A 23,487-nucleotide genomic window follows, 5' to 3' on the forward strand; every position below is an offset into this window, starting at 1 on the left:
TTCATTATATCATATTCTGCTCTATTTGTCCACACCCTATTCGGTTACTATCCTGACGGCTTTCAGATTGATTTCATGGAACTTCTGCGGGATACGCTTTTCAATTGCCGATTTAAGCTCCTCTACAGTGATCCCCAGCTCTCCTGATTTTGCGGCCGCCGCCAGCAGAGCCGTATTAAGCACCTTGGGAGAGCCGCATTTTTCGCATATCTGGTCGCCGTCTATCACAGTGAGATTTTTTACGGCGGATTTCAGGTAATCAAGCATTTCGCTTCCGTCGTAGTCCGAGCCGGAAAGGGAAGCGGTAACGGGCTTCACCGCCTTTTTGTTTACTATAACCGTTCCGTCCTTTTTGAGATAAGAAATATTTCTTACCGCTTCGGCAGGCTCAAACGCGATTATTACATCGGCGGAGCCCTTCGGAAGCATTGGCGATTCGATCTTGCCGCCTGTGCGGACGTGTGACACAACGCAGCCTCCGCGCTGGGACATACCTATGGTTTCGCTGGTTCTTACCTGTTCCCCTTTTTCCATAGTCGCAAAGGCGATAAGCTTTGAAGCGAGCACGGTTCCCTGACCGCCCACTCCGCACAGTAAACAGTTCTTAGTCATATCTTTTAACCTCGTTTCAGCTTGCTGCTTTAACCAAGCAGTTTTATATAATTTTTCCGCGTCTGAATTTCATTCCGCGCTGCCGCCGTTATTCTGAAATCGCTTCGCATGGACATACCTGAGCGCATACTCCGCAGCCGAAGCACAGGCTTTTTTCTATTTTCACCCTGCCGTTCTCAAGCACGATCGCGGGACAGCCTAATTCTTTTACGCATTTTTTGCAGTTTACGCATTTATCATTATCCACCGTGAACTGCTTTGAGGGCTTGGTGACCGCAATACACGGCGATTTCATGATAACCGCTTTTACGCCTTTTTTATCCATTGCGGACCTGACCGCTTTTATTCCGGCTTCAAGGTCAAGCGCGTTAACTGTTTCTACAGAGGTCAGGCCTATTGCCTTCAGTATTTTTTCTATAGATACCTTTTCGCAGACGTCGCCCATCATGGTAACTCCTGTTCCCGGGTGCGGCTGATGTCCGGTCATTGCGGTAGTGGAGTTGTCAAGCACTATTAAAATAATATCAGTCTGATTGTAAACGGCGTTTATAACACCGGTGATTCCCGAGGCAAAGAAGGTAGAATCTCCGATAAAGGAGAAATTTACGGTATCCGGCTCGACTCTGTGGATACCCTGTGCGATGGTGACGTCGGCGCCCATACACAGGCAGGTGTCCACCATGTCGAGCGGCTTGGCGTTTCCGAGGGTATAGCAGCCTATATCGCCGCTGAATACTGCCTTTCTGCCCTTTGCAGCCTGCTTTACCGCATAGAAGCTTGCTCTGTGGGGACAGCCTGCGCAGAGAACGGGAGGTCTTACCGGAAGCTCGGGAGCCTTAGGCGCTTCCGATTCCTGACAGTCCGATCCCAGAAAACCGCTCAGGACCTTTCTTACAGATTCCACGGTGTTTTCGCCGGCAGGCTGAACCGAGCCGTCGAGCTTTCCGCGTATCTTTACGTTTAATCCGTGCTTTCCGCAGATATATGTAAGCTCTTTCTCAATAACCGGATCAAGCTCCTCGATGCACATAACTTCGTCAAGTCCGCTGAGAAATTCAAGCGCAAGCTTTTCGGGAAACGGATTTGGCGTGGATATTTTCATCAGTTTGCAGCCGGCGTTTTCTGCCAGCGCCTCCTTTGTGTATGCCCAGTTTATGCCGTGAGAAACAACTCCCTTTGAAGCGGAGCCTTCGCCGGAAATAAAATTGAATCTGAAGGAAGAAAGCTCGCTTCCCATTTCGGGGTTGCGCTTTTCTATTTTGCAGTGATTCAGATAAGAGGTTCTGGGGAAGATCACCCAGCGCATGGTGTCCTTTATAAAGCCCTCCGGCATATGCTTTTCATAGTTGTCGTCAACCTCAACTGAGGCGCAGCCGTGACAGACTCTGGTAGTAGGTCTGAAAAGCACCGGAGTAGAATATTTTTCCGAGTATTCAAAGGCGTCCTTTATCATTTCGTAGGCTTCCTCTGGAGAGGACGGGTCGAAAACCGGAAGCTTTGCAAACTGTGCGAAATGCCTTGTATCCTGCTCGGTCTGGGAGGAGATAGGGCCGGGATCGTCCGCCGAAACTATAACCATGCCGCCCTTGACGCCTACATAAGCAAGGCTCATAAGCGGGTCGGAGGCAACGTTAAGTCCTACCTGCTTCATTGTCACAAGCGCTCTTGCTCCGGCATAGGCGGCGCCCGCGCCGACTTCAAGAGCCGCCTTTTCGTTGACAGACCACTCAACGTAAACGCTTCCGTCGTTGTTTTTGGCGACCGTTTCAAGTATTTCGGTGGAAGGGGTTCCGGGATACCCTGAAACAACGTTTACTCCGGCGTGAACGGCTCCGAGAGCTATGGCCTCGTTTCCCATTAAAAATTTAACTGACAAAATAACACATCCTTTTAAATGGCGCTGAAAGCCCGCCTGCAAAGCGAAGCTTTTACCGTTAATAATAATTATAGCATATTATACGGAAAAGTCAATTATACGCGCCGGAAGCCGCGAGGCAAAACATCATGACAAATGGACAGGCTTTTGCTGTATGTATCGCGGCGTTGGGTGTCTGACCGACCGCTGTTATTTATGGTCTGTCTGCTAAAATATAGACGTTTATTTTGCAAACTGGCATACTCTCAAATTTCTGTAGAATTGATTTCGGTTTCTTGTGTTTTGTGTGTACCGAAAAAAATATCAGAATGTCGAAAATATGTATAAGTACAAACAGATTCCGTATTGTGTAAAACTCCTAAAAATCCAAGAAAAGTTTGGGACAAAAGTCTATTGAAATACGCAATGTAATCCTTTACAATAAAGGTGTGGGGTATCATGATAAGTTTTTTAAGAAGATGGAGGTAAATTATGAAACTGAAAAGAACCATGGCAGGTTTCCTGTCCGCTGTGGTCGGTTTGTCTTCGCTGGGCTTGTCGGCATTGGCGCCTGCAAGCGTAAGCGCGGCGGATCCGTGGGAAGGCGCGACGGAAACCAGCATTCTGGAAAAACAGAGGGTATCTTCAGACGAATCTCTGCTTCAGGAGGACGGTGGCAGTTACACATGGGGATATCTGCAGACAAATTCCGACAGCAAGGTTCCTACAGGCGAATATCTGAAGGTCACCTATACTGTTGACGGAGATGTCGAGGACACAACGAAAATTTTCAACTTCCAGCCGTTTGATTCAAGCTGGGGAGGCTGGAACGACAACTTTGTAACGGTGGGAGACAGTGAGTATGATTCCGCTGCCGAAACCTATACGGCCTACATAAGCACGGAATCTATCAAGGCTTCTCTCGGCGGAAGCTCGCTCAAGGGAATAAATCTTTCCTTTGCGGGAGATATAAATCCATACGATGAGAACGGCGATAAGGTAAATGCCGACGCGCCGGTTGTAACTCTGACCGGATACTACAATGTTAAAATTTCGTCAGGAACTCCTTCGGGAGACGTTACTCCTGAAAATCCTCTGACTCTGTATACAATTACGGAGAAGGAGCTTGACGAGGCGGGAATCAACTGGAAGGGCGCTTCAAAGGCGACCATATACGTTAAGATGACCGAGGGCGGAACAGATTCGATGGTAAACGCTCAGATCAAGCTCGGACCGGACGGCGACGACGGACAGCCTGTCGGAAAGGCTTCAAGCAAATATCTTGTCGGTCAGAACGCTTCGGCTACCTACGGCAAAACCGGTAACGCGATCCAGGACGGTCTGGTAGGAAACGCCGGAACCGGAAATTACAAATTCCCTGAAGTTAATATCAACAAGAGTATGCAGGACGGAAGCTCATGGGATTCAAGCTATGAGAGTGAAATTACGATCACGATAAAAGCTTACACGGACAATACAAACTGTGAGTTCCTCGGAATCGTATTCAACAACGGCACCGCATATCCTTCCGGATTCAAGGCTCCCGTCGTTGAAGGCACTACCTACGATACTCCGCCTGTAGAGGAAACCTCCAAGCGCGAGCTGCTTAAAATGACGCTTGATTACTGCGATACAATGGATCAGTCGAAGTATCAGGACGCTTCATGGGAGACGTTCCAGAATGAGCTTGAAAAGGCAAAAACCGTTTACGGCAACGATTCAGCCAGCGATACAGAGCTTGCAAACGCAAGAGCAAGCCTTGAAAAGGTAAAGGCAAATATGCTCTTCAAGGATACCGGAACGGCTGCCAATCCGCTTCCTTACCGCGATCTTACGGACGATGAGATCGTAAAGGAAATGGGAGTCGGAACCAACCTCGGAAACACAATGGACGGTCATTCGGGCTTTACCCCCGGCGAAACCTTATGGCAGTCTGTTGAAACCACAAAGGCTTATATCAAGGCGCTTCATGACGCGGGCTATAATACGGTTCGTATTCCTGTAACCTGGGGCAATATGATAGACGATGAAAACGGCTATGCGATAAATGATACATGGATCAGCAGAGTTCAGGATATCGTTGACTACTGCGTATCTCAGGATATGTACGCTATCATCAATGTTCACCACGACGGCGCGGAGCAGTCAGGCTGGCTGAGAGTTGCCGCCGAGGATATAGACCAGGTCTATGACAAATACGAAAAGGTATGGAGAAATATTGCAGAGTATTTCAAGGATTACGACGAGCATCTTATTTTCGAGTCCATGAACGAAATCACCTGCATGGAAGGCGACGCCAAGAACTCGGCTGAGGCTATAGCTTATGATACTCCTATTATTGTAAATCTTAATCAGATATTTGTAAACGTAGTACGTTCGACCGGTTCAAACAATGCCAAGAGATGGCTTGCCGTTGTTTCACACTATGCAAACGGCGGTACTCAGTCAGGCTTTGAGCTTGCCGACGACAGCTACAACAGCGACAACAGAATTATGTTCGCGCTTCATATTTATAAGGCTTCCACAAATGTAACCTGGACCTACAGCGAGGTATATCAGGTTGCGGACGCTCTCAAAAAATGTGCCGCAAAGCATGACGTTCCTATTATTCTTGGCGAGTACGGTACAAGAACCTATACTCAGTCGGGAACCGCAAGCGGATATAACGACGTAGCAAGAGCATATTTCTCTGAAATAGTTCACCGCGCCTGCCAGGCTGCAGGAGCTGTTCCTGTTGTATGGGATCAGGGCTACGGAACCAAGGGCGAGTATGAAACAGGCCTGTACTCCTACTGGAACAGAACCGAGTGCGTGCCTCTGTTCAAAACCATCGTTGACGCTATGATGAGAGGAACATATCTGCCTAATACTTCAAAGAACAACAGCTATGACTTTAAGGACGTTGTACAGGGACCGACAATTACTCCTATTACGGAAATGACTCTCAGCGACGAAACGGTTTCCATGGAGCTTAACGAAAGCTATACGGTAACGGCGGAAACAGCTCCTTCGGATTCCAATGACGTGGTGCTCTGGAGCACTGACGACGACAAGATAGCTACTGTTTCACAGGGTAAGATCAGAGCAAGGGGAATAGGAATCACCACAGTCAGAGCGTATACTCAGAACGGCGAGGTTGAAAAGACGGTAACCGTTAAGGTTTCTCCTAAGACCAGCGAAAATCCGGTGACCGCAATCAACGCGGACGATTCTTACACCGTAATCTCCGGAAAATACGTTTATCTTAATCCTTCAGTCGAGCCTGCCGGAGCGGATTCACAGATAACCTATAAGTCATCAAACAATGACGTTTTAACTGTCAACTCCCTCGGCAAGGCGGTAGGAATCAAAAACGGCGTCGCCTATGTTACAATGACTTCTTCAAGCGGAGTAACAAAGACGGTCAAGGTTGAGGTTCTCGACAGCGAAATCAAGGAAGAGATCGATCTCGCGCTTCATATCCTCTATAACGATACTGCGAAGAATTACTATGGTACTGAGCTCAGCGAGCCTGTAACTGCAACGGGCGACGGACAGTATACGGTATCTTTTGACCTTAACAGCCAGCTTTCGGCTGCCGGAAAGAAGGCGGGTATAACCGAGATCAACAAGCTTACCGCAATTTATATCAAGGATTATGACGTTACAAACGGAGACGCTAAAAAATCTCCTTTGAGCAGCGCTGAAATAAGGTATGACAGCGTTATTGTAAACGGAACTCCGCTTACGATCAACAACAGCGATTTTGCTTCCGCGCTTAACGCGGAGGTGTTTGACAGCGGCAAGCCCATAAACGCGTGGGACGGTTCGGTTGTAGACGAGGTTACGGCGTCTGATCATGTTGCAAGCTTTACAACTATAGATAAGCCTACTACCATAGAGGTAACGTTCACTCTTCAGAACGTCGAATTCAAGCAGTCGTCCTCAGACAAGAAAAACGAGGCGCTTAAGATGACTGCGGTAACCGACCAGAGAATAGTTCTCGATAATATCGGAGATACTGCTGAGCTGGCGGTAAAGATCGTTCCGAGAAATACCGATTCGCTTGTAACCTTTGTTTCCGATAACGCGGGTATAGTTTCTGTTGACAACACCGCGGTAGGAACCGATTCCGATACAGGAGAGGCGAGAGTAACGGTAACCGCTATGAGCGAGGGCAAGGCTACTGTAACTGCAATGACCGAAAACGGATTTGTAGTCGAGTTTACTGTAATTGTCGGCGAGGACATTTATGAAGATTCTTCAAGCGACGACGAATCCTCAGATGTATCAGACGAATCGTCTGATACGGATACTGATTCTTCCTCTCAGCCAACGGATTCGGAAGATTCCGAGTCGCCGGCGGATTCTGCTCAGAGCTCTTCTGACAATGAAAGCCCGACAACATCCGCGGCGTCAGGAAATTCCTCTGCCGGCTCCGGAAACGGAAGCTCTGCGGCAGGAAGCAATCCGGCAACAGGCGCTCAGGCAATCGCCCTTACAGGCATACTGCTTTCAGCGGCAGCCTTGCTTGTAGTAAAGAAGAAAAAATAAAATATTGATTTCTGAGTAAAAGTCAGTATTAACGCTCAGGTCTGTTACAGACCTGAGCGTTTTTCGTGCGCATACGCCTGATAGATTTATTCATATCCGCGTCATTATCGTATGGTATAAAAATTAAATGAGGTAGCGCAGATCAGTTTCTGGGTCTGTGTATTTGCTTTTCACATCAGCTGCAACCTATTTATAAGCTGCGGCGTTTTAATTGGTGAAGGGGGGCGAAAAGCATGGAAAATAATGCAGATGAAAGGATCCGCAGCCTGTACGGTCAATATGTTGAAGAATATGCGGATATGGTAGCGAGGCTTTGCCTTGTACATACCGGAAATTATGCAGATTCGGAGGATTGCTTTCAGAATGTGTTTTTCAAGCTTTTCAGGGAGCTTAAAAAGGGCGGTCCCTCTAATGTCAAGGCATGGCTCATTACGGTTGCGCTCAACGAGTGCCGAAGTGTTCTGCGGTACAGATTGAGGAAGAACACCGTCAGCCTTAACGAGCTTATAATTCCTTTTGAAGACAAAAGCGATATTGAGACGGCTCAGCTTGTTTTCAGTCTCCCTCCTAAACAGAGGGATACGATTTATCTGTATTATTACGAGGAATATTCGGTAAAGGAAATCGCGGATATGACCGGCATGAAAGAAAATACGGTAAAATCACATCTTAAAAGGGGACGTGAACGGCTGAAAAAGTTTCTGACTGAATGACGCCCCAAGCGTATGCGCATAACGGCTGCCGGTAGGATTTCCGGCGGTCTGCCGGCTTATCGCTGCGGTGATTAGACCTGAGAAAGGAGTGATCATATTTATGAAACAGCTTAGAATTTTTGATAAATACACTGCGCCGTCCGAATGGAAGGAAGCCGTCCTTTCGTCAGCAGATACTGACAACAGGAAAGTATATGTAAAAAGACGCTATATAAATGCGGCGGTGTGCGCTCTGGCGCTGATAATAGGAGGCGCCGCTGTGTTCGGTCGGCTGAATAAAGGATGCGATTTATCCGCCGGAGAGCCGTCAGACAGCGTTTTTAATGCGGACGAGGCGGTATTTGACTGCGAAAGCCGCGGCTTTGCGGCAGAGCAGTCAGGAGAATATTATTTCAGGGGAATAGCCGCTGCTGTAAGGGATAACCAAGTAACGGTATATGAAGAAGGCAAAGGTCTGGTAAGCGTTTCCTTCGCGGACGGCTGTGTTTTTTATGATGAGGACAACAACGAAACGGATTTTGATAATTTTAAGACGGGAGATACTCTGATAGTAAATTACGACGGAAACAGAATGGAGACCTACCCGGAAAGGATAAATTCCTGCGGAATACTTCAGCGGATAGGAAGCCTTCAGGAGGGGGAATATATAACCGATCTGACCGGAGGATATTTTATCGGGGAGGTCTGCGATGTTACAGAGGACGGACTTGTCGTCAAAGCTTATGTAAATCAGGCTTATTATACTGTTCATGTCGAAATCGGCTATATTTACGACGAAAATAACGGCATTATTTCATTGGACGAGGTAAAAGCCGGAAAGCAGATAAGAGTCGGATATAACGGGGATATCAATTCTGAGGATACAGGAGATGTGTATGCCGATATAGTTCAGATTGCCGACAGCTTCGGAGATCAGTATGAACTTGACGCTCAGGCAGAAGCTGAGGCGGATTTTACCGTCAGGGAAGTGTCGGCAGCCGGAGGTTCTGAGATCATATTTGAAACGGCAATATCCGACGAGGACGAAAAGCTTCTGCTTAACGAAACAGTTAATGATTATATGGAAAGGATCACAGCCGCCGATTACGGACAGAATAGCGTAATGATGCCGGTGCGCACTTTTATGATTATAAAAGAAAGCGGCGGAGGGGAATATAAATATTTTGTAGCGGATACTCAGGATAATATATTTTTCAGCTCTGATGAAGGCGATATTATGATATCAAAGGATGAGGAAGGCGCAAAGGCTTTGATGGAGCTGCTTTACCGAAAATCGGAGGAATCTGTTCAGGACGTGCCGATAAAGTGTAAGCTTGCGGTAAGCTGGCAGGAGCCTGACGGAGAAAAGATCGTAAGGGAGCTGCTGGAAAACGGCTCCGCGCGGTTTGATTCGGCGGACGGGCTTGCTTCCTGCCTCATGGAATTAAACATCGACAGAGAGAAAAATGAAGTGACCGCTTCTATAAGCTATATAAATAAAACGGAGGATGCTCTTGAATTTTCCGGAGACGACGCTGATATAGAGCTTTATCCGGCGGATTCGGATATTAATGTCAACGCTCTGGGTCAGATATTCAGCCTTGAACCGTCGCAGAGCCTTACAGTTTCGGAATTTACGGGAAATTATGAAGCCGGAGGCAGCTATGTGCTAAGGATAGATACCGGCGTCGCCGTATTCAGCGTTGAGTTTGAAGGCTGAATTTAAAATCAAGCTGAATAATATGAAACCGCCTGCTGTTTTCAGCGGCGGTTTTGTATGTTTTGTAGAAAACAGGCAATAAATATATAAGTATACATGAAATTTTTGTAGTTTTTATAAACGGGATTTTTAAAGAAAACGCTTGACAGCCTTGAATTTGCGGTGTATAATATTAAAGTATGCTGATGAATTGTAATCAGTCGTATAATATTTTTGCGAAAGGAGAGAAATCATGCCAACCTTTAACCAGTTAGTAAGAAAGGGAAGAGACGTTCTTGAAACCAAGTCGACCGCGCCTGCGCTTCAGAAGGGTTACAACTCAAAGAAGAAGGTAGCTATCGACCAGAGCTGTCCTCAGAAGAGAGGCGTATGTACGGCAGTAAGAACCGCTACACCTAAGAAGCCTAACTCCGCTATGAGAAAAATCGCCAGAGTTAAGCTTACGAACGGAAATGAAGTAACAGCTTATATTCCGGGTATCGGTCACAATCTGCAGGAGCACAGCGTTGTTCTTATCAGAGGCGGACGTGTAAAGGACCTCCCCGGTGTGCGTTACCACATCATCAGAGGAACTCTTGACGCTCAGGGCGTTGCCAAGAGAATGCAGGCGCGTTCAAAGTACGGCGCCAAGAAGCCTAAGGCAGGAGCTGCCAAGTAATCGGAGCCCAGCGCTTTGATACTGAAAAATTTATTTACAAAGGTTAGACTCATTGTCGCATACTGCGAAGACCACAGTTGCGTGTAGAGTGATTATATATATTTATATTCCGCGTATGCGGAACGGTATTTTATCCTCTGCATTGGACTGACGGGGCTATAGCTCAAGGCTATAGAGCGAGTACCTGTGAATTCATTTATTTGTGAAGGAGGGAATTAAAGTGCCAAGAAGAGGTAAAGTTGCTAAAAGAGACGTGCTTCTTGATCCTGTATACAACTCTAAGCTTGTAACGCGCCTTGTGAACAACATCATGCTGGACGGAAAGAAGGGCGTTGCTCAGAAGATTGTTTACGGAGCATTTGAAATCGTAGAGGAAAAGACGGGACGTCCCGCGCTTGAGGTTTTTGAGGAGGCTATGAATAATATCATGCCTGAACTCGAGGTAAAGGCTCGCCGTGTCGGCGGCGCTACCTATCAGGTCCCTATGGAGGTAAGACCTGAAAGACGTCAGACGCTCGGTCTCAGATGGATCACAAAGTATTCTCGTGAAAGAAACGAGGCTACTATGAAGGAAAGACTTGCCGCGGAGATCCTTGACGCTCTCAACGGCGTCGGCGGTTCATGCAAGAAGCGCGACGATACACATAAAATGGCTGAGGCTAACAAGGCTTTCGCTCATTTCAGATGGTAATAAGTATAAAGGAGGATATATATGGCAAGAGAATGTAAATTGCAGGATTACCGCAATATCGGTATCATGGCACACATCGACGCCGGAAAAACCACCACTACAGAACGTATCCTGTTTTATACCGGCGTAAACTATAAAATCGGTGAAACGCACGACGGAGCTTCCACGATGGACTGGATGGCGCAGGAGAAGGAAAGAGGAATCACGATTACTTCGGCCGCTACCACCTGTTACTGGAAGGGTCACAGGCTGAACATCATCGACACACCGGGTCACGTTGACTTTACGGTTGAGGTTGAGCGTTCGCTTCGCGTACTCGACGGCTCTGTAACGGTTCTCTGCGCCAAGGGCGGAGTTGAGCCTCAGACTGAAACAGTTTGGCGTCAGGCTGATAACTATAAGGTTCCCAGAATGATCTATGTAAACAAGATGGATATTATGGGCGCCGATTTCTATAACGTACTGGAAATGCTTCATTCAAGACTTCACTGCAATGCCGTTCCGATCCAGCTTCCTATCGGAGCTGAGGACGATTTCAAGGGTATCATCGACCTGCTTGAAATGAAAGCGTATATCTATACCAACGATCTGGGTACCGACATCCAGGTTACCGATATTCCTGAGGATATGAAGGAAAAGGCTGAGCAGTATCATGCCGAGCTTCTCGAGCACCTTGCCGAGGTCGACGAAGAGCTTATGGAAAAGTATTTTGCCGACGAGGAAATATCCATTGAGGAAATGAAGACGGTAATCAGAAAGAGCACCATTGCAAATACAATGGTTCCCGTTACCTGCGGTACTTCATACAGAAACAAGGGCGTTCAGAAGCTTCTTGACGCTATCGTTGACTATATGCCTTCTCCTATCGACGTTCCTCATATCAAGGGCGTAAATCCGGAGACAGGCGAGGAGTGTGAGAGAATTTCCGGCGACGACCAGCCGTTTGCGGCTCTTGCGTTCAAGATCGCAACCGACCCGTTTGTCGGCAAGCTCTGCTATTTCAGAGTTTACTCAGGCGTTCTTGAAGCCGGCTCTACCGTTTATAACTCCACTAAGGACAAGGACGAGAGAATCGGAAGAATCGTTCAGATGCACTCCAACGACAGAAAGGACATCGACACTATCTATGCAGGCGATATCGGCGCTGCTATAGGTCTTAAAAATACTACTACAGGAGATACTCTCTGCGACGAGAAGAATCCTGTAATACTTGAGTCTATGGAGTTCCCGGAGCCTGTTATTCAGCTTGCTATCGAGCCCAAGACCAAGGCGGGACAGGAAAAGATGGGTATTGCTCTTTCCAAGCTTGCGGAAGAGGATCCTACCTTCAGAACCTGGACCTCCGAGGAAACCGGTCAGACTATCATCGCCGGAATGGGAGAGCTTCACCTTGAGATCATTGTAGACAGACTTCTCCGTGAGTTTAAGGTAGAGGCTAACGTAGGCGCTCCTCAGGTATCCTATAAGGAAACGATCAGAAAGAACGCGAACGTTGATTACAAGTACGCCAAGCAGTCGGGCGGTAAGGGTCAGTACGGTCATGTTAAAATCAATATTGAGCCTAACGAGTCCGGAATGGGCTACGAGTTTGTTAACCACATTGTCGGCGGAGCGATTCCTAAGGAATATATTCCTGCCGTTGACGCCGGTATCAAGGGCGCTATGGAAGCAGGAGTTCTCGCGGGCTTCCAGGTAGTAGACGTTAAGGTCGAGCTTTACGACGGCTCCTATCACGAGGTTGACTCTTCGGAAATGGCGTTTAAGATCGCCGGATCTATGGCGTTCAAGGAGGCTATGAGAAAGGCTGACCCTGTAATTCTTGAGCCTATCATGAAGGTTACCGTTATCGCTCCGGATGATTATCTCGGAACGGTTATCGGAGATCTTAACTCAAGAAGAGGACAGATTCTCGGTCAGGAAACAAGACCCGGCGCCGTTCAGGTTGACTGTCTTGTTCCGCTTTCTGAAATGTTCGGCTATTCCAACGACCTGCGTTCAAAGACTCAGGGAAGAGGACAGTACTCTATGGAGCCTAACAGCTACATCGAAGTACCTAAGTCGATATCCGAGAAGATCATTACTTCCAGAAGCAAGGGTTAATTTTATTCAAAAATATTCATTTAACCTATTGCAATATTTTAAAATATCTGATATAATTACAATATAGTATGGTATTTTATAAACTATAAAAATTTAAGGAGGAAAAATTCCTATGGCAAAGGCACATTTCGAAAGAACAAAACCCCACGTTAACATCGGTACTATCGGACACGTTGACCATGGTAAGACTACTCTTACTGCCGCTATCACAAAGACTCTCGCTATGAAGGGTCAGGCTCAGTACGAGGCTTACGACATGATCGACAAGGCTCCTGAGGAGAGAGAGCGTGGAATTACAATCAACACAGCTCACGTTGAGTATGAAACAGACAAGCGTCACTATGCTCACGTTGACTGCCCCGGTCATGCTGACTATGTTAAGAACATGATCACAGGTGCTGCTCAGATGGACGGCGCTATCCTCGTAGTTGCTGCTTCCGACGGTCCTATGGCTCAGACAAGAGAGCACCTTCTGCTCGCTCGTCAGGTTGGCGTTCCTTCAATCGTTGTATTTATGAACAAGGCTGACCAGGTTGACGACGAAGAGCTTCTTGAGCTGGTAGAGATGGATATCAGAGAGCTTCTTGACAAGTATGAGTTCCCTGGCGACGATACTCCTATCATCAAGGGTTCCGCTCTTGCCGCTCTTAATGCTCCTGACGATCTTTCTGATCCTGCTTATGCTCCTATCCTTGAGCTTATGGACGCTGTTGACGACTTCATTCCTACTCCTGACCGTAAGGCTGATATGCCTTTCCTGATGCCTGTTGAGGACGTATTTACTATCACAGGACGTGGTACAGTTGCTACAGGTAGAGTTGAAAGAGGTCAGCTCAATACAGGCGACGAAGTTGAGATCATCGGTCTTACTGAGGAAAGAGCTAAGACTGTTGTTACCGGTATCGAAATGTTCAGAAAGATTCTTGACTACGCTGAGGCAGGCGACAACATCGGCGCGCTTCTCCGTGGTATCCAGAGATCTGACATTGAAAGAGGACAGGTTCTCTGCAAGCCGGGCAGCATTCATCCGCTTACAAAGTTCACAGGTCAGGTTTACGTTCTGAAGAAGGAAGAGGGCGGACGTCATACTCCTTTCTTCAACAACTACAGACCTCAGTTCTATTTCAGAACAACAGACGTAACAGGCGTTATCACACTTCCTGCTGATAAGGAGATGTGCATGCCTGGCGATAACGTTACAATGGATGTTGAGCTTATCACTCCTATCGCTATCGAAGAGGGACTTCGTTTCGCTATCCGTGAGGGCGGCAGAACTGTAGGTTCCGGCGTTGTAACTGCTGTTAAGGATTAATTCAGTTAATAAAATGAATCGCTAAAAGTCTCGGAAATAAAAATCCGGGACTTTTTTGCGTATAATTAATCAGATGTTAAAATCCAGTAAATACATTTAAAAGCTGTGGCATTAAAAATAAAAATATGATATAATTAAGAAAACGCTGCAAGAGGCTTGCTTGCACAGAGCTTTTTTGTACGGCAATTCAGGCTCGCAGGCGTAAATTGGAATTTGGAGGGTATGAAATGTTAGAGGAATTGATTAAAAAAATGGAAGATACAATTGATAGTGATGATTTTGAAATAGTCCAAGAAGAATGTGTAGAAAAAATTGAACAAGCAGATTTAGGATTAAGTGCCGTTGAACCATTGTTGAAACTTATGGAGCGTCACCCATTAGCTGATTTTGGTGTGCCGGGGGCGATTGTTCATTTTGTTGAGCGATTTTATAAACAAGGGTATGAGGATATTCTCTTCCAATCTGTTAAAAATTCTCCCACAATACATACAGTTTGGATGCTTAATAGAATATGCAACGATAAAAACAGCGATAATAAGTTTAGGGAGCTTCTTGCAGAAACGGCAGAACGCAGTGATATTAATAGTGCTATTGTAAAATCTGCAAAAGATTTTTTGAATAATTGATTTTGGGAAACAATTTCAGTTTGTAGTGAAAGTAGAGAAAAAGCATTGTTACACTTTGGAAGATTTAGAAAGCTTATTTTATAAGGATTTTCGCAATAGAAAGCATAGAAAATACCATAAAAAATGCTATTGAAGTATCGTGAGGGCGGCAGAACTGTAGGTTTCGGCGTTGTAACTGCTGTTAAGGATTAAATATAATTAAGAAAACGCTGCAAGAGGCTTGCTTGCACAGAGCTTTTTTGTACGGCAATTCAGGTTCGCAGGCGTAAAGCGGATATACGGCTAGTATTTTGGCTGCGGTCGGCGTTATTGCCTTGATAAAAACGGGGGTGAGGCTGTGGAAAATTATGACGATGACTATATGATAGACGTGGCTAAAGAGCATGAATATCAGAACCAGAATGAGGAGTACAGCACTGCGTTTCTGAAATGGCGCTCGGATAAGAAAAATCCCTACGGCTATAAATTCGTGCATGATACAAGAGAGCATACCTATGTTGACGGCGAGGGGTATGTTGAGAAAAAACCGGCGCAGGCAGAGAAGAAGGCTCTGCTTAAATGCTGTTTGCTGCTGGGGATTACAATGCTGTTTATGCTGGCTGTCGATCTGGGAAGCGTGCTGACGGTTAAATATTATTTCGGATTAAACGACGGCGTCGGAGTTTATTATTCGGAGCTGTATGATTATAAGCCGATAAGAGCCGACGCGGTTTTATTTACCGCAGTGTGCAGCCTGCTTAAATATATCGTGCCTATCGTTGTTTTCAAGGGCTTGTCCCGTCTTCCCGCAAAGGTCATGCTGCCTGTGGCGAAGGGCTCCTTTAAAATCGGAGCTTTCGGCGTATTGCTTATGCTGGTCGTTATGGCTATAGGACGTATCGGCAATTTTTTGCTTGCCGGCTTGTTTGGACTGGTTAAGATCGACTCGCTTTATTATGATTATATTTACACTGACAATCAGACGGTTATGCTTATCTTTTTTGTGACGCAGTTTATTCTTGTTCCGCTTCTTATAGAAATTTTATTCAGAGGTCTTATTCTACAGACGTTCAGGCAGTTCGGAGATCTGTTCGCTATACTTATCACGAGCTTTGTCAGCTGTTTGTGCTATTACAGTCTTTCTCAGATCGGATATATTTTCTGCGCTTCTTTGGTGGTCGGACTTTTCACTGTCAGATCAGGTTCTATATATACTGCCTTCGCCATGAGAATAAGCGGCAGGGTAGTGACTTTTATTATGACTTATATATCGCTTCAATTGGGGTATGTAGGAGGAAAGATAACTGAAACGGTTATCTGCCTTGCCATTTTTGCAGGAGCTATTGTAGCATATTCGCGTCTTGTCAGCAGAGGCGATTGGAATTTCAATATAAAAAATGACGAATCGCATATGACGCTGGGGGAAAAGCTTAAAGCTTCCGCAACAAGTACGGCGCTTATCGCATGGATAATACTGGCGTTTTTTCTCACGGTTTTCACTATAAAAATTATATAGAACAATCGCCTGCGCGCTGTGCAAACATCAAAAACGAAAGGAGCGGTATCTCCTGCGGGAGTCCGGCAGTAAATATGAGCGATGAATTTTACATGGAAAGAGCCGTTGAGCTTGCAAAAAAGGCTTCTAAAATCGGAGAAGTTCCGGTAGGAGCGGTGATTGTGAAAAAAGAAACCGGAGAGATAATCGGAGAGGGTTATAACCGGAGGGAATGTGACAAATCGCCGCTTGCTCACGCAGAAATAATGGCGATAGATCAGGCAAGCCGCAAATTAGGCGGCTGGAGGCTGATCGGCTGCGAGCTTTTCGTTACGCTTGAGCCGTGTCCTATGTGCGCCGGAGCGATTATAAATTCCCGTGTGGAACGGGTAGTTTTCGGAGCGAAAGATCAAAAGGCAGGCTCCTGCGGTTCAGTACTGAATCTGTTTGAATATCCGTATAATCATAAGCCGGAGATTACCGCGGGCGTAATGCGGGAAAAGTGCTCCGGGCTTCTATCCGAGTTTTTTGCGCAGCTAAGACTGAAAAGAAAAGCTGAAAAAACTTAAGGTCTGCGGTGGCAACAAATTTATAATAAAACAAAAAGCGGGCATTCGTTAACGCCAGATAAGGAAGTATCTCAAAGAAAAACGGCGAAGTATCTTCATTGATACAACGCCATTTTCTTGCTGTTGGAAACTGTATTGACAGTTTCCCTGCTTGTTACGATGTAGGACATATGATAATACTGTTAGCGAATTAGTTTTAGGAGGAAAATTTATGGAAAATCGGCTTGAAATATTACGCAATGAAATTGATAAGATTATTTTTAATGAGAAATCAGATCATATCCGTATATATATCTCTCATATGTACGGTGTTGCACGATTTTGTACATTGTTAGCTATGAAAAGGAATTTGAATGTTGAACTTGCTACAACTTGCGGAATGCTTCATGATATATTTTATATGTCCGGTGGCACCAGCGATAATCACGCTGCAAAGGGTGCAGAACAAGCAGAAACAATATTGAAAACAATGAGGCTATATAGTGATGATGAAATTAAAATAGTTACTACTGCTATTTCAAGACATAGTGATAAAAAACACATTCACGAACCATATGACGAATTATTGAAAGATGCAGATGTCATGGATCACTGTTTGTACAATACTGCGTTTCCCGTAGCGCAGCGGGAAATGGAACGGTATCGTAATTTGCTGATAGAATTTAGAATTAACGAGACAAAATGAGTATGCTCTTACACAAATTACACCCTCCGAAGAAACAAACTCTTTCGGAGGGCATTTTTCTAAACTTCCTTATGTGGCGTTGGCTTTACAGCAGCCAGCTTTTATATATGTTTTCAAAATATGATACCGCTTTATAAATAATCAAATCTCACTGCGGTTTTCGAGCGCTTTGTAAAGCGTTACCTCGTCGGCGTACTCCAGCATTCCGCCGATCGGAAGTCCGAATGCCAGCCGCGTGACCTTGACGCCGAAGGGCTTGAGCAGCTTGGATATGTACATAGCCGTCGCTTCGCCCTCTACTGTAGGATTGGTCGCCATTATGACCTCGCTGACATTTCCGTCCGAAATTCTGGACAGCAGTTCTTTTATGCGGATCTTGTCAGGGGTAATTCCGTCTATAGGAGAAATCAACCCGTGCAGAACATGATAAACGCCTTTGTATTCCTTAGTGCGTTCAAAGGCGGAAATATCCTTCGGCGTTTCAACTACGCAGATTGTTCCGTGATCGCGCCTCTGGTCCGAACAGAAAGCACAAAGCTCATTTTCGGTAAAGTTCTGGCACACCTTGCAGGTATGAACAGTTTTCTTGGCGTTAAGAAGAGCCTGTGAAAACTCATTAACCTCGGCGTCGGACATTTCCATAACGTGATAAGCCAGCCGCTGAGCGGATTTCATGCCGATTCCGGGAAGCTTGGCAAACTGCTCGGAAAGGATTACAAGCGGCAGAGCGTTAGAATCAGCCATTTTATCAGAACAGTCCGGGGAAAGAAACTCCGCCGGTAAGCTTCTGCATTTCGGCGTCGCTGGTTTCATCAAGATTTCTCACAGCTTCGTTGAATGCGCTCATAATAAGATCCTGAAGCATTTCTACGTCGTCCGGATCAACTACCTCCGGCTTGATGTTCAGCTTAAGCACCTGTCTTTTTCCGTTTATAGTAATGTCAACAGCTCCGCCGCCGACGGAAGCGGAAAATTCACGCTGTTCAAGATCGGACTGGAGAGCAGTTATCTCGTCCTGCATTTTCTGAGCCTGCTTCAGCATCTGATTCATGTTGTTAGAAGGGCCTTTACCCATACCCTGAGGTAATCTTGCTTTCATAATTAAAACTCCTTAAATCTACTTTTTTATTTCAACTTCGATTTCAGCTTCACGGGCTCGCTTTATAAGCTCGTTGATAGGGTTTTCCTTGTCCTGAATATCAACGTTTTTTGAAGAATAAAGCATAAATCCGAAGTCTTTTCCGTAATAATCATTGACTATCCTTTTCAGAAGAGCCTTGTCGTCCGACGCCTTGAATTTTTTCAGAAGAAAATCGCTGTTGACTACGACGTTAAAAACGTTTCCCTCTATGCACGCCATTGAATTTGCCAGAAAAGCGCCGATTGCAGGCGCCTGTTCATTTACCCGTTCAAGTATATCCTTCCACTCGTCAAGAGGAGTAAAATTGTTCGGGTCAAATTTTTTGAGAGGCTCGGCAGGTTCTTTTTTTGGAGGCGGATCAACGGGACGCTGGTCTGAAACGGAAGCGAAACCGCTGTTCAACGCTTGTTCCAGCCTGGTTATTCTTCCGGTAAGCGATTCCAGCTGAGCTCCGTTTGCCGGCTGCTGCGCGGTTTTCACAGCGGCGGCGCTGACCGGCTCGGCAGGCGAATATGTGCAAAGCTTTACCGCGCACATTTCAAGCTCGATACACTTATTAGAGCTTCGTGAAAAGCGTTCGGAACATTCCTGCAAAATTGATATATAGCTCAGTACGGTATCCAGATCAATTAAATCGGCAAGCTTTTTCAGGCGCTCAAGCTCCTCCGGCATACATACGATCAGATCGGCGCCGCTGTCTGCGGTTTTTAAAATCATAATATTACGCATCTGAGCTATAAGCTCGGAACAGAGCACCGCCAGATCCTTGGACATGGAATACAACTCGTCTATTTTTCTAATTACTCCGGCTGTATCACGCCAGCAGACTCCTTCAAGAATGTCGAATAAATATCCCCTGCCTGCGATTCCCGCGGCGTTTGAAACAACCTCGGCGGTTATATCGTCCGAATATGCGGCGCACTGATCAAGCAGAGAAAGCGCGTCTCTCATTCCGCCGTCCGAAAGTCTTGCGATAAGCTCCGCTGCCTCGTTATGAAGCGTCAGCTTTTCCTGTGAAGCGATATATAAAAGCCTGTCAACGATATCCTGAGTTTTGATACGGTGAAAATCAAAGTGCTGACATCTTGACACAATGGTTGCTGGAACCTTGTGGACCTCTGTAGTAGCCAGTATAAACTTAACGTGCTCAGGCGGCTCCTCCATTGTTTTCAGCAAGGCGTTGAACGCGCCTGCGGACAGCATATGAACCTCGTCTATAATATAGACCTTGTATCTGCACATTTCAGGAGTATAAACGACTCCCTCCCTGAGCTCTCTTATATCGTCCACCTTGGAGTTTGAAGCCGCGTCTATTTCAATTATATCGGAAAGCGAACCGCTGTCTGCGTTTTTGCACATCTCGCATTCAAGACAAGGCTCTCCGTCATGAGGATCAAGGCAGTTTACCGCTTTGGCAAAAATTCTTGCGCAGGTAGTTTTTCCCGTTCCTCTGGAGCCTGTAAAAAGGTAAGCGTGAGCAGTTTTGCCCATTGAAATTTGATTTTTAAGCGTTTCGGTAATATGAGGCTGAGAAACAACGTCGTCAAAGGACATCGGACGCCATTTACGATATAAAGCCTGATACAATCCCAGCCACCTCCCCGGCACAAAAAATCAATCCGACATATAGGCGCGCAGGCGAAACTGTGTCACACGAAACAGACCGCTTAATGCTGCTCGGTTCCCCGCCTGACATGGTTCACAGCGTTTCATTGCACAGGACCCGCACACCTATATCTCGGATTGATGAGGAACATTTCTGAAACAACCCAATCTTAACATTACTCAATTATTATATCACATATACGGAAAAAATGCAAGGGTTTTTTATATTTTTTATTGACCGCAGTTTTCAAGCGGCAGAGCAGTGTCGCTTAGGTAACAAATTTGTGTCATAAATCAAAGCATTATAACCTAGCGCCTATGTCCCCCGCCTCTAAGGAGGCGGGGGACATTCAGGCTCTCGGCAGGGGACGTAATTACCTGCTGAAAGTCTGAGGAGCTAAAGCTCCTGCGGCGCAGGTTGTTTCGTCGCAGCCGATGTTAAGCGAGCTCACATCGGGCTTTGCTACAAATTAAAAAGGAAAAGACACTTCTGACAGAAATATCAGAAGCGTCTTTTCTTTTTTTTATAAGAGGTTTATAGATGAAAATCAATTTCAGTAAAGGCTGATTATTTGCCGTAGTAAGCCTTGAGATACATTTCCTTGATCTCGCTCATGAGAGGATATCTCGGGTTAGCGCCTGTGCACTGATCGTCAAACGCGTCCTCAACCATCTGGTCGAGATTGTCAAGGAATGTCTGCTCGTCAATGCCGTAATCGGCAATTGTCTTTTTGATTCCAACTGCTTCCTTAAGCTCTTCGATCTTTGCGATAAACTTATTCAGAGTATCCTCGTCGTTCTTGCCGACGATTCCGAGAGCCTGTGCACATTCGCAGTATCTTTCAAGAGTATGAGGATACTGGTACTGCGAGAAGGTTCCCATCTTTCTCGGTGTAGGATCAGCGTTGAATCTCATAACATGGGTAATAAGCAGAGCGTTAGCAACGCCGTGAGGCAGATGGTGATAAGCGCCGAGCTTATGAGCCATTGAGTGGCATACTCCCAGGAACGCGTTGGCGAACGCCATACCTGCCATTGTTGAAGCGGTAGCCATTTCCTCGCGGGCCTTAACGTCTGTCTGTCCGTTTTCATAGGCCGCAGGGAGATACTTGAAGATAAGCTGCATTGCTCTGATAGCAATACCGTCGGTATAATCGGTAGCCATAACCGAAGCGTAAGCCTCAAGCGCGTGAGTAAGAGCGTCGATACCTGAAGCGGAGGTAAGTCCCTTAGGAGCGCTCATCATCAGGTCTGTATCAACGATCGCCATATTAGGCATAAGCTCATAGTCGGCAAGAGGATACTTGGTTCCTGTCTTTTCGTCGGTGATAACCGCAAAAGGAGTAACCTCAGAACCTGTACCGGAAGACGTCGGAATGGCAATGAAATATGCCTTTTCGCCCATCTTGGGGAATGTATAAACTCTCTTGCGTATATCAATGAATCTCATTGCCATATCAAAGAAGTCAGCGTCCGGATGCTCGTAAAGAACCCACATGATCTTTGCGGCGTCCATAGCGGAGCCTCCGCCTACCGCGATTATCGTATCAGGCTCGAAAGCTCTCAGCTGAGCTACGCCCTCGAGAGCGCAGGCAAGCGTAGGATCGGGAGCAACGTCAAAGAAGGTTTCATGGAGGATTCCCATTTTGTCAAGCTGATCTGTGATAGCCTTTGTATAGCCGTTCTTGTAAAGGAACTGGTCAGTAACGATAAATGCCTTTTTCTTGCCCATTACTTCCTTAAGCTCTCTGAGAGCAACAGGGAGGCAGCCCTTCTTGAAGTATACCTTTTCAGGCGCTCTGAACCAAAGCATATTCTCTCTCCTCTCGGCAACTGTCTTGATGTTTAAAAGGTGCTTGATGCCAACGTTTTCTGAAACGGAGTTTCCGCCCCATGAACCGCAGCCGAGAGTAAGGGAAGGAGCCAGGTTGAAGTTGTAAAGATCTCCGATACCGCCATGGGAGGAAGGAGTGTTTACAAGGATACGGCAGGTTTTCATTCTGGCGCCGAATCTGTCGATCTTCTCCTTTTCAGTAGAAGCGTTTACATAAAGTGAAGACGTGTGACCGTATCCGCCGTCCTGAACAAGTCTGTCAGCCTTTTCTATAGCGTCGTCAAAGTCCTTGGCCTTGTACATTGCAAGAACAGGAGAAAGCTTTTCATGAGCAAACTCTTCGTCAAGCTCTACGGAAGTAACCTCGCCGATAAGGATCTTGGTATCAGCAGGAACCTCAACGCCTGCAAGCTCCGCGATCCTGTGAGCGGACTGTCCGACGATCTTAGCGTTAAGAGCGCCGTTGATGATAATAGTCTTTCTTACCTTTTCGGTTTCTTCTTTATTAAGGATATAGCAGCCGCGCGCCTTGAATTCCTTCTTTACTTCGTCGTAAATTGTCTTGTCAACGATAACCGACTGCTCGGAAGCGCAGATCATACCGTTGTCGAATGTTTTAGAATGAATAATGGAGTTTACGGCAAGCTTGATGTCAGCTGAAGAATCAATTACGGCAGGGGTGTTTCCGGCTCCTACGCCAAGGGCGGGTTTACCGCTTGAATAAGCGGCCTTAACCATTCCCGGTCCGCCAGTGGCAAGAATGCAGTCAGCTTCCTTCATTACCGTATTGGTAAGATCAAGGGACGGAACGTCGATCCAGCCGATGATGCCCTTAGGAGCGCCGGCTTCAACGGCAGCCTCAAGAACGATTCTGGCGGCCTCGATCGTGCACTTCTTAGCTCTCGGGTGAGGGCTGATAATGATTCCGTTTCTTGTTTTAAGACAGATCATCGTTTTGAAGATAGCGGTAGAGGTAGGATTGGTTGTAGGGATAACGGCGGCGATAACGCCGATAGGCTCAAGAACCTTCTTGGTTCCGTAAGCTGTATCCTCCTCGATAATTCCGCAGGTCTGAGTATTTTTATAGGCATTGTAAATGTATTCAGCCGCATAGTTGTTTTTGATGACCTTGTCTTCAACCACGCCCATGCCCGTTTCCTCAACGGCCATTTTTGCAAGAGGAATCCTTGCTTTGTTAGCGGCAATGGCGGCAGCCTTGAAAATCTTATCAACCTGCTCCTGAGTATAGGTAGCAAAAATTTTCTGAGCTTCTCTTACTTCGGCGATCTTCGCCTCAAGTGCTTCTACGCTGTCTACCAATACCGGTGTTTCATTCTTTGCCATAAATAAACCTCCAATAAAATATTAGCGTTGTGTATT

General features: G+C 46.2%; 17 protein-coding genes and 1 other RNA gene. 11 read left to right on the plus strand and 7 right to left on the minus strand.

Going from position 1 to position 23,487, the window contains the following annotated elements; genetic code table 11:
* Positions 1-36 precede the first annotated feature (36 nt).
* Both EIH25_RS10670 and iorA read right to left on the minus strand, forming a co-directional pair.
* Positions 37-612: an indolepyruvate oxidoreductase subunit beta gene (locus EIH25_RS10670; protein ID WP_124101023.1), complete on the minus strand. Its 576-nt coding sequence runs from the start codon at positions 610-612 to the stop codon at positions 37-39.
* An 88-nt stretch (positions 613-700) separates the two neighbouring features.
* Positions 701-2,470, minus strand: a complete 1,770-nt coding sequence (gene iorA, locus EIH25_RS10675; protein WP_347561951.1) for an indolepyruvate ferredoxin oxidoreductase subunit alpha — start codon at positions 2,468-2,470, stop codon at positions 701-703.
* Positions 2,471-2,959: 489 nt separating this feature from the next.
* Here iorA and EIH25_RS10680 point away from each other — a divergent pair, with 489 nt between their 5' ends.
* From EIH25_RS10680 to EIH25_RS10730, 11 genes are all read left to right on the plus strand, one after another.
* Positions 2,960-7,000 carry a cellulase family glycosylhydrolase gene (locus tag EIH25_RS10680; protein WP_124101025.1) on the plus strand — a complete coding sequence of 1,347 codons (4,041 nt, stop codon included), beginning with the start codon at positions 2,960-2,962 and terminating at the stop codon, positions 6,998-7,000.
* A gap of 233 nt (positions 7,001-7,233) precedes the next feature.
* Positions 7,234-7,713 (plus strand): RNA polymerase sigma factor, encoded by a 480-nt coding sequence (locus EIH25_RS10685; protein WP_124101026.1) that lies wholly within the window; start codon positions 7,234-7,236, stop codon positions 7,711-7,713.
* A 100-nt stretch (positions 7,714-7,813) separates the two neighbouring features.
* Positions 7,814-9,412 (plus strand): hypothetical protein, encoded by a 1,599-nt coding sequence (locus EIH25_RS10690; protein WP_124101027.1) that lies wholly within the window; start codon positions 7,814-7,816, stop codon positions 9,410-9,412.
* Positions 9,413-9,644: 232 nt separating this feature from the next.
* Positions 9,645-10,070 carry a 30S ribosomal protein S12 gene (gene rpsL / locus EIH25_RS10695; protein ID WP_124101028.1) on the plus strand — a complete coding sequence of 142 codons (426 nt, stop codon included), beginning with the start codon at positions 9,645-9,647 and terminating at the stop codon, positions 10,068-10,070.
* Positions 10,071-10,290: 220 nt separating this feature from the next.
* Positions 10,291-10,761, plus strand: a complete 471-nt coding sequence (rpsG, locus tag EIH25_RS10700) for a 30S ribosomal protein S7 (protein ID WP_124101029.1) — start codon at positions 10,291-10,293, stop codon at positions 10,759-10,761.
* A gap of 21 nt (positions 10,762-10,782) precedes the next feature.
* On the plus strand, positions 10,783-12,861 hold the full coding sequence (fusA, locus tag EIH25_RS10705) for an elongation factor G (protein ID WP_124101030.1): 2,079 nt from the start codon (positions 10,783-10,785) through the stop codon (positions 12,859-12,861).
* 112 nt (positions 12,862-12,973) lie between these two features.
* Complete coding sequence (gene tuf / locus EIH25_RS10710; protein ID WP_124101031.1) at positions 12,974-14,173, plus strand: elongation factor Tu; 1,200 nt, start codon at positions 12,974-12,976, stop codon at positions 14,171-14,173.
* Between the two features lie 227 nt (positions 14,174-14,400).
* Positions 14,401-14,799, plus strand: coding sequence for a hypothetical protein (locus tag EIH25_RS10715; RefSeq protein ID WP_124101032.1), 399 nt, complete (start codon positions 14,401-14,403; stop codon positions 14,797-14,799).
* 337 nt (positions 14,800-15,136) lie between these two features.
* On the plus strand, positions 15,137-16,294 hold the full coding sequence (locus EIH25_RS10720; RefSeq protein ID WP_124101033.1) for a type II CAAX endopeptidase family protein: 1,158 nt from the start codon (positions 15,137-15,139) through the stop codon (positions 16,292-16,294).
* A 74-nt stretch (positions 16,295-16,368) separates the two neighbouring features.
* On the plus strand, positions 16,369-16,842 hold the full coding sequence (gene tadA, locus EIH25_RS10725) for a tRNA adenosine(34) deaminase TadA (protein ID WP_124101034.1): 474 nt from the start codon (positions 16,369-16,371) through the stop codon (positions 16,840-16,842).
* Positions 16,843-17,053: 211 nt separating this feature from the next.
* A complete protein-coding gene (locus EIH25_RS10730) occupies positions 17,054-17,527 on the plus strand; it encodes an HD domain-containing protein (protein WP_124101035.1) in 474 nt (157 codons plus the stop codon).
* Between the two features lie 141 nt (positions 17,528-17,668).
* Here EIH25_RS10730 and recR read toward each other — a convergent pair whose 3' ends face one another.
* The 5 genes from recR to adhE form a co-directional block, all read right to left on the minus strand.
* Positions 17,669-18,271 (minus strand): recombination mediator RecR, encoded by a 603-nt coding sequence (recR, locus tag EIH25_RS10735; RefSeq protein ID WP_124101036.1) that lies wholly within the window; start codon positions 18,269-18,271, stop codon positions 17,669-17,671.
* 4 nt (positions 18,272-18,275) lie between these two features.
* On the minus strand, positions 18,276-18,626 hold the full coding sequence (locus EIH25_RS10740; RefSeq protein WP_124101037.1) for a YbaB/EbfC family nucleoid-associated protein: 351 nt from the start codon (positions 18,624-18,626) through the stop codon (positions 18,276-18,278).
* Between the two features lie 18 nt (positions 18,627-18,644).
* Positions 18,645-20,255 carry a DNA polymerase III subunit gamma/tau gene (gene dnaX / locus EIH25_RS10745; protein WP_124101038.1) on the minus strand — a complete coding sequence of 537 codons (1,611 nt, stop codon included), beginning with the start codon at positions 20,253-20,255 and terminating at the stop codon, positions 18,645-18,647.
* Positions 20,256-20,297: 42 nt separating this feature from the next.
* Positions 20,298-20,397, minus strand: an RNA gene (gene ffs / locus EIH25_RS10750) — signal recognition particle sRNA small type.
* Positions 20,398-20,841: 444 nt separating this feature from the next.
* A complete protein-coding gene (gene adhE / locus EIH25_RS10755; RefSeq protein WP_124101039.1) occupies positions 20,842-23,451 on the minus strand; it encodes a bifunctional acetaldehyde-CoA/alcohol dehydrogenase in 2,610 nt (869 codons plus the stop codon).
* Positions 23,452-23,487 lie beyond the last annotated feature (36 nt).

The sequence above is a fragment of the Ruminococcus sp. Marseille-P6503 genome, from assembly GCF_900604945.1.
Lineage (GTDB): Bacteria > Bacillota > Clostridia > Oscillospirales > Ruminococcaceae > FB2012.

What these genes read in the sequence shown, in the direction of transcription:
- EIH25_RS10670 (WP_124101023.1), bottom strand. Translation starts at nt 612, where the DNA reads ATGACTAAGAACTGTTTACTGTGCGGAGTGGGCGGTCAGGGAACCGTG.
- iorA (WP_347561951.1), bottom strand. Translation starts at nt 2,470, where the DNA reads ATGGGAAACGAGGCCATAGCTCTCGGAGCCGTTCACGCCGGAGTAAAC.
- EIH25_RS10680 (WP_124101025.1), top strand. Translation starts at nt 2,960, where the DNA reads ATGAAACTGAAAAGAACCATGGCAGGTTTCCTGTCCGCTGTGGTCGGT.
- EIH25_RS10685 (WP_124101026.1), top strand. Translation starts at nt 7,234, where the DNA reads ATGGAAAATAATGCAGATGAAAGGATCCGCAGCCTGTACGGTCAATAT.
- EIH25_RS10690 (WP_124101027.1), top strand. Translation starts at nt 7,814, where the DNA reads ATGAAACAGCTTAGAATTTTTGATAAATACACTGCGCCGTCCGAATGG.
- rpsL (WP_124101028.1), top strand. Translation starts at nt 9,645, where the DNA reads ATGCCAACCTTTAACCAGTTAGTAAGAAAGGGAAGAGACGTTCTTGAA.
- fusA (WP_124101030.1), top strand. Translation starts at nt 10,783, where the DNA reads ATGGCAAGAGAATGTAAATTGCAGGATTACCGCAATATCGGTATCATG.
- tuf (WP_124101031.1), top strand. Translation starts at nt 12,974, where the DNA reads ATGGCAAAGGCACATTTCGAAAGAACAAAACCCCACGTTAACATCGGT.
- EIH25_RS10715 (WP_124101032.1), top strand. Translation starts at nt 14,401, where the DNA reads ATGTTAGAGGAATTGATTAAAAAAATGGAAGATACAATTGATAGTGAT.
- tadA (WP_124101034.1), top strand. Translation starts at nt 16,369, where the DNA reads ATGAGCGATGAATTTTACATGGAAAGAGCCGTTGAGCTTGCAAAAAAG.
- EIH25_RS10730 (WP_124101035.1), top strand. Translation starts at nt 17,054, where the DNA reads ATGGAAAATCGGCTTGAAATATTACGCAATGAAATTGATAAGATTATT.
- recR (WP_124101036.1), bottom strand. Translation starts at nt 18,271, where the DNA reads ATGGCTGATTCTAACGCTCTGCCGCTTGTAATCCTTTCCGAGCAGTTT.
- EIH25_RS10740 (WP_124101037.1), bottom strand. Translation starts at nt 18,626, where the DNA reads ATGAAAGCAAGATTACCTCAGGGTATGGGTAAAGGCCCTTCTAACAAC.
- adhE (WP_124101039.1), bottom strand. Translation starts at nt 23,451, where the DNA reads ATGGCAAAGAATGAAACACCGGTATTGGTAGACAGCGTAGAAGCACTT.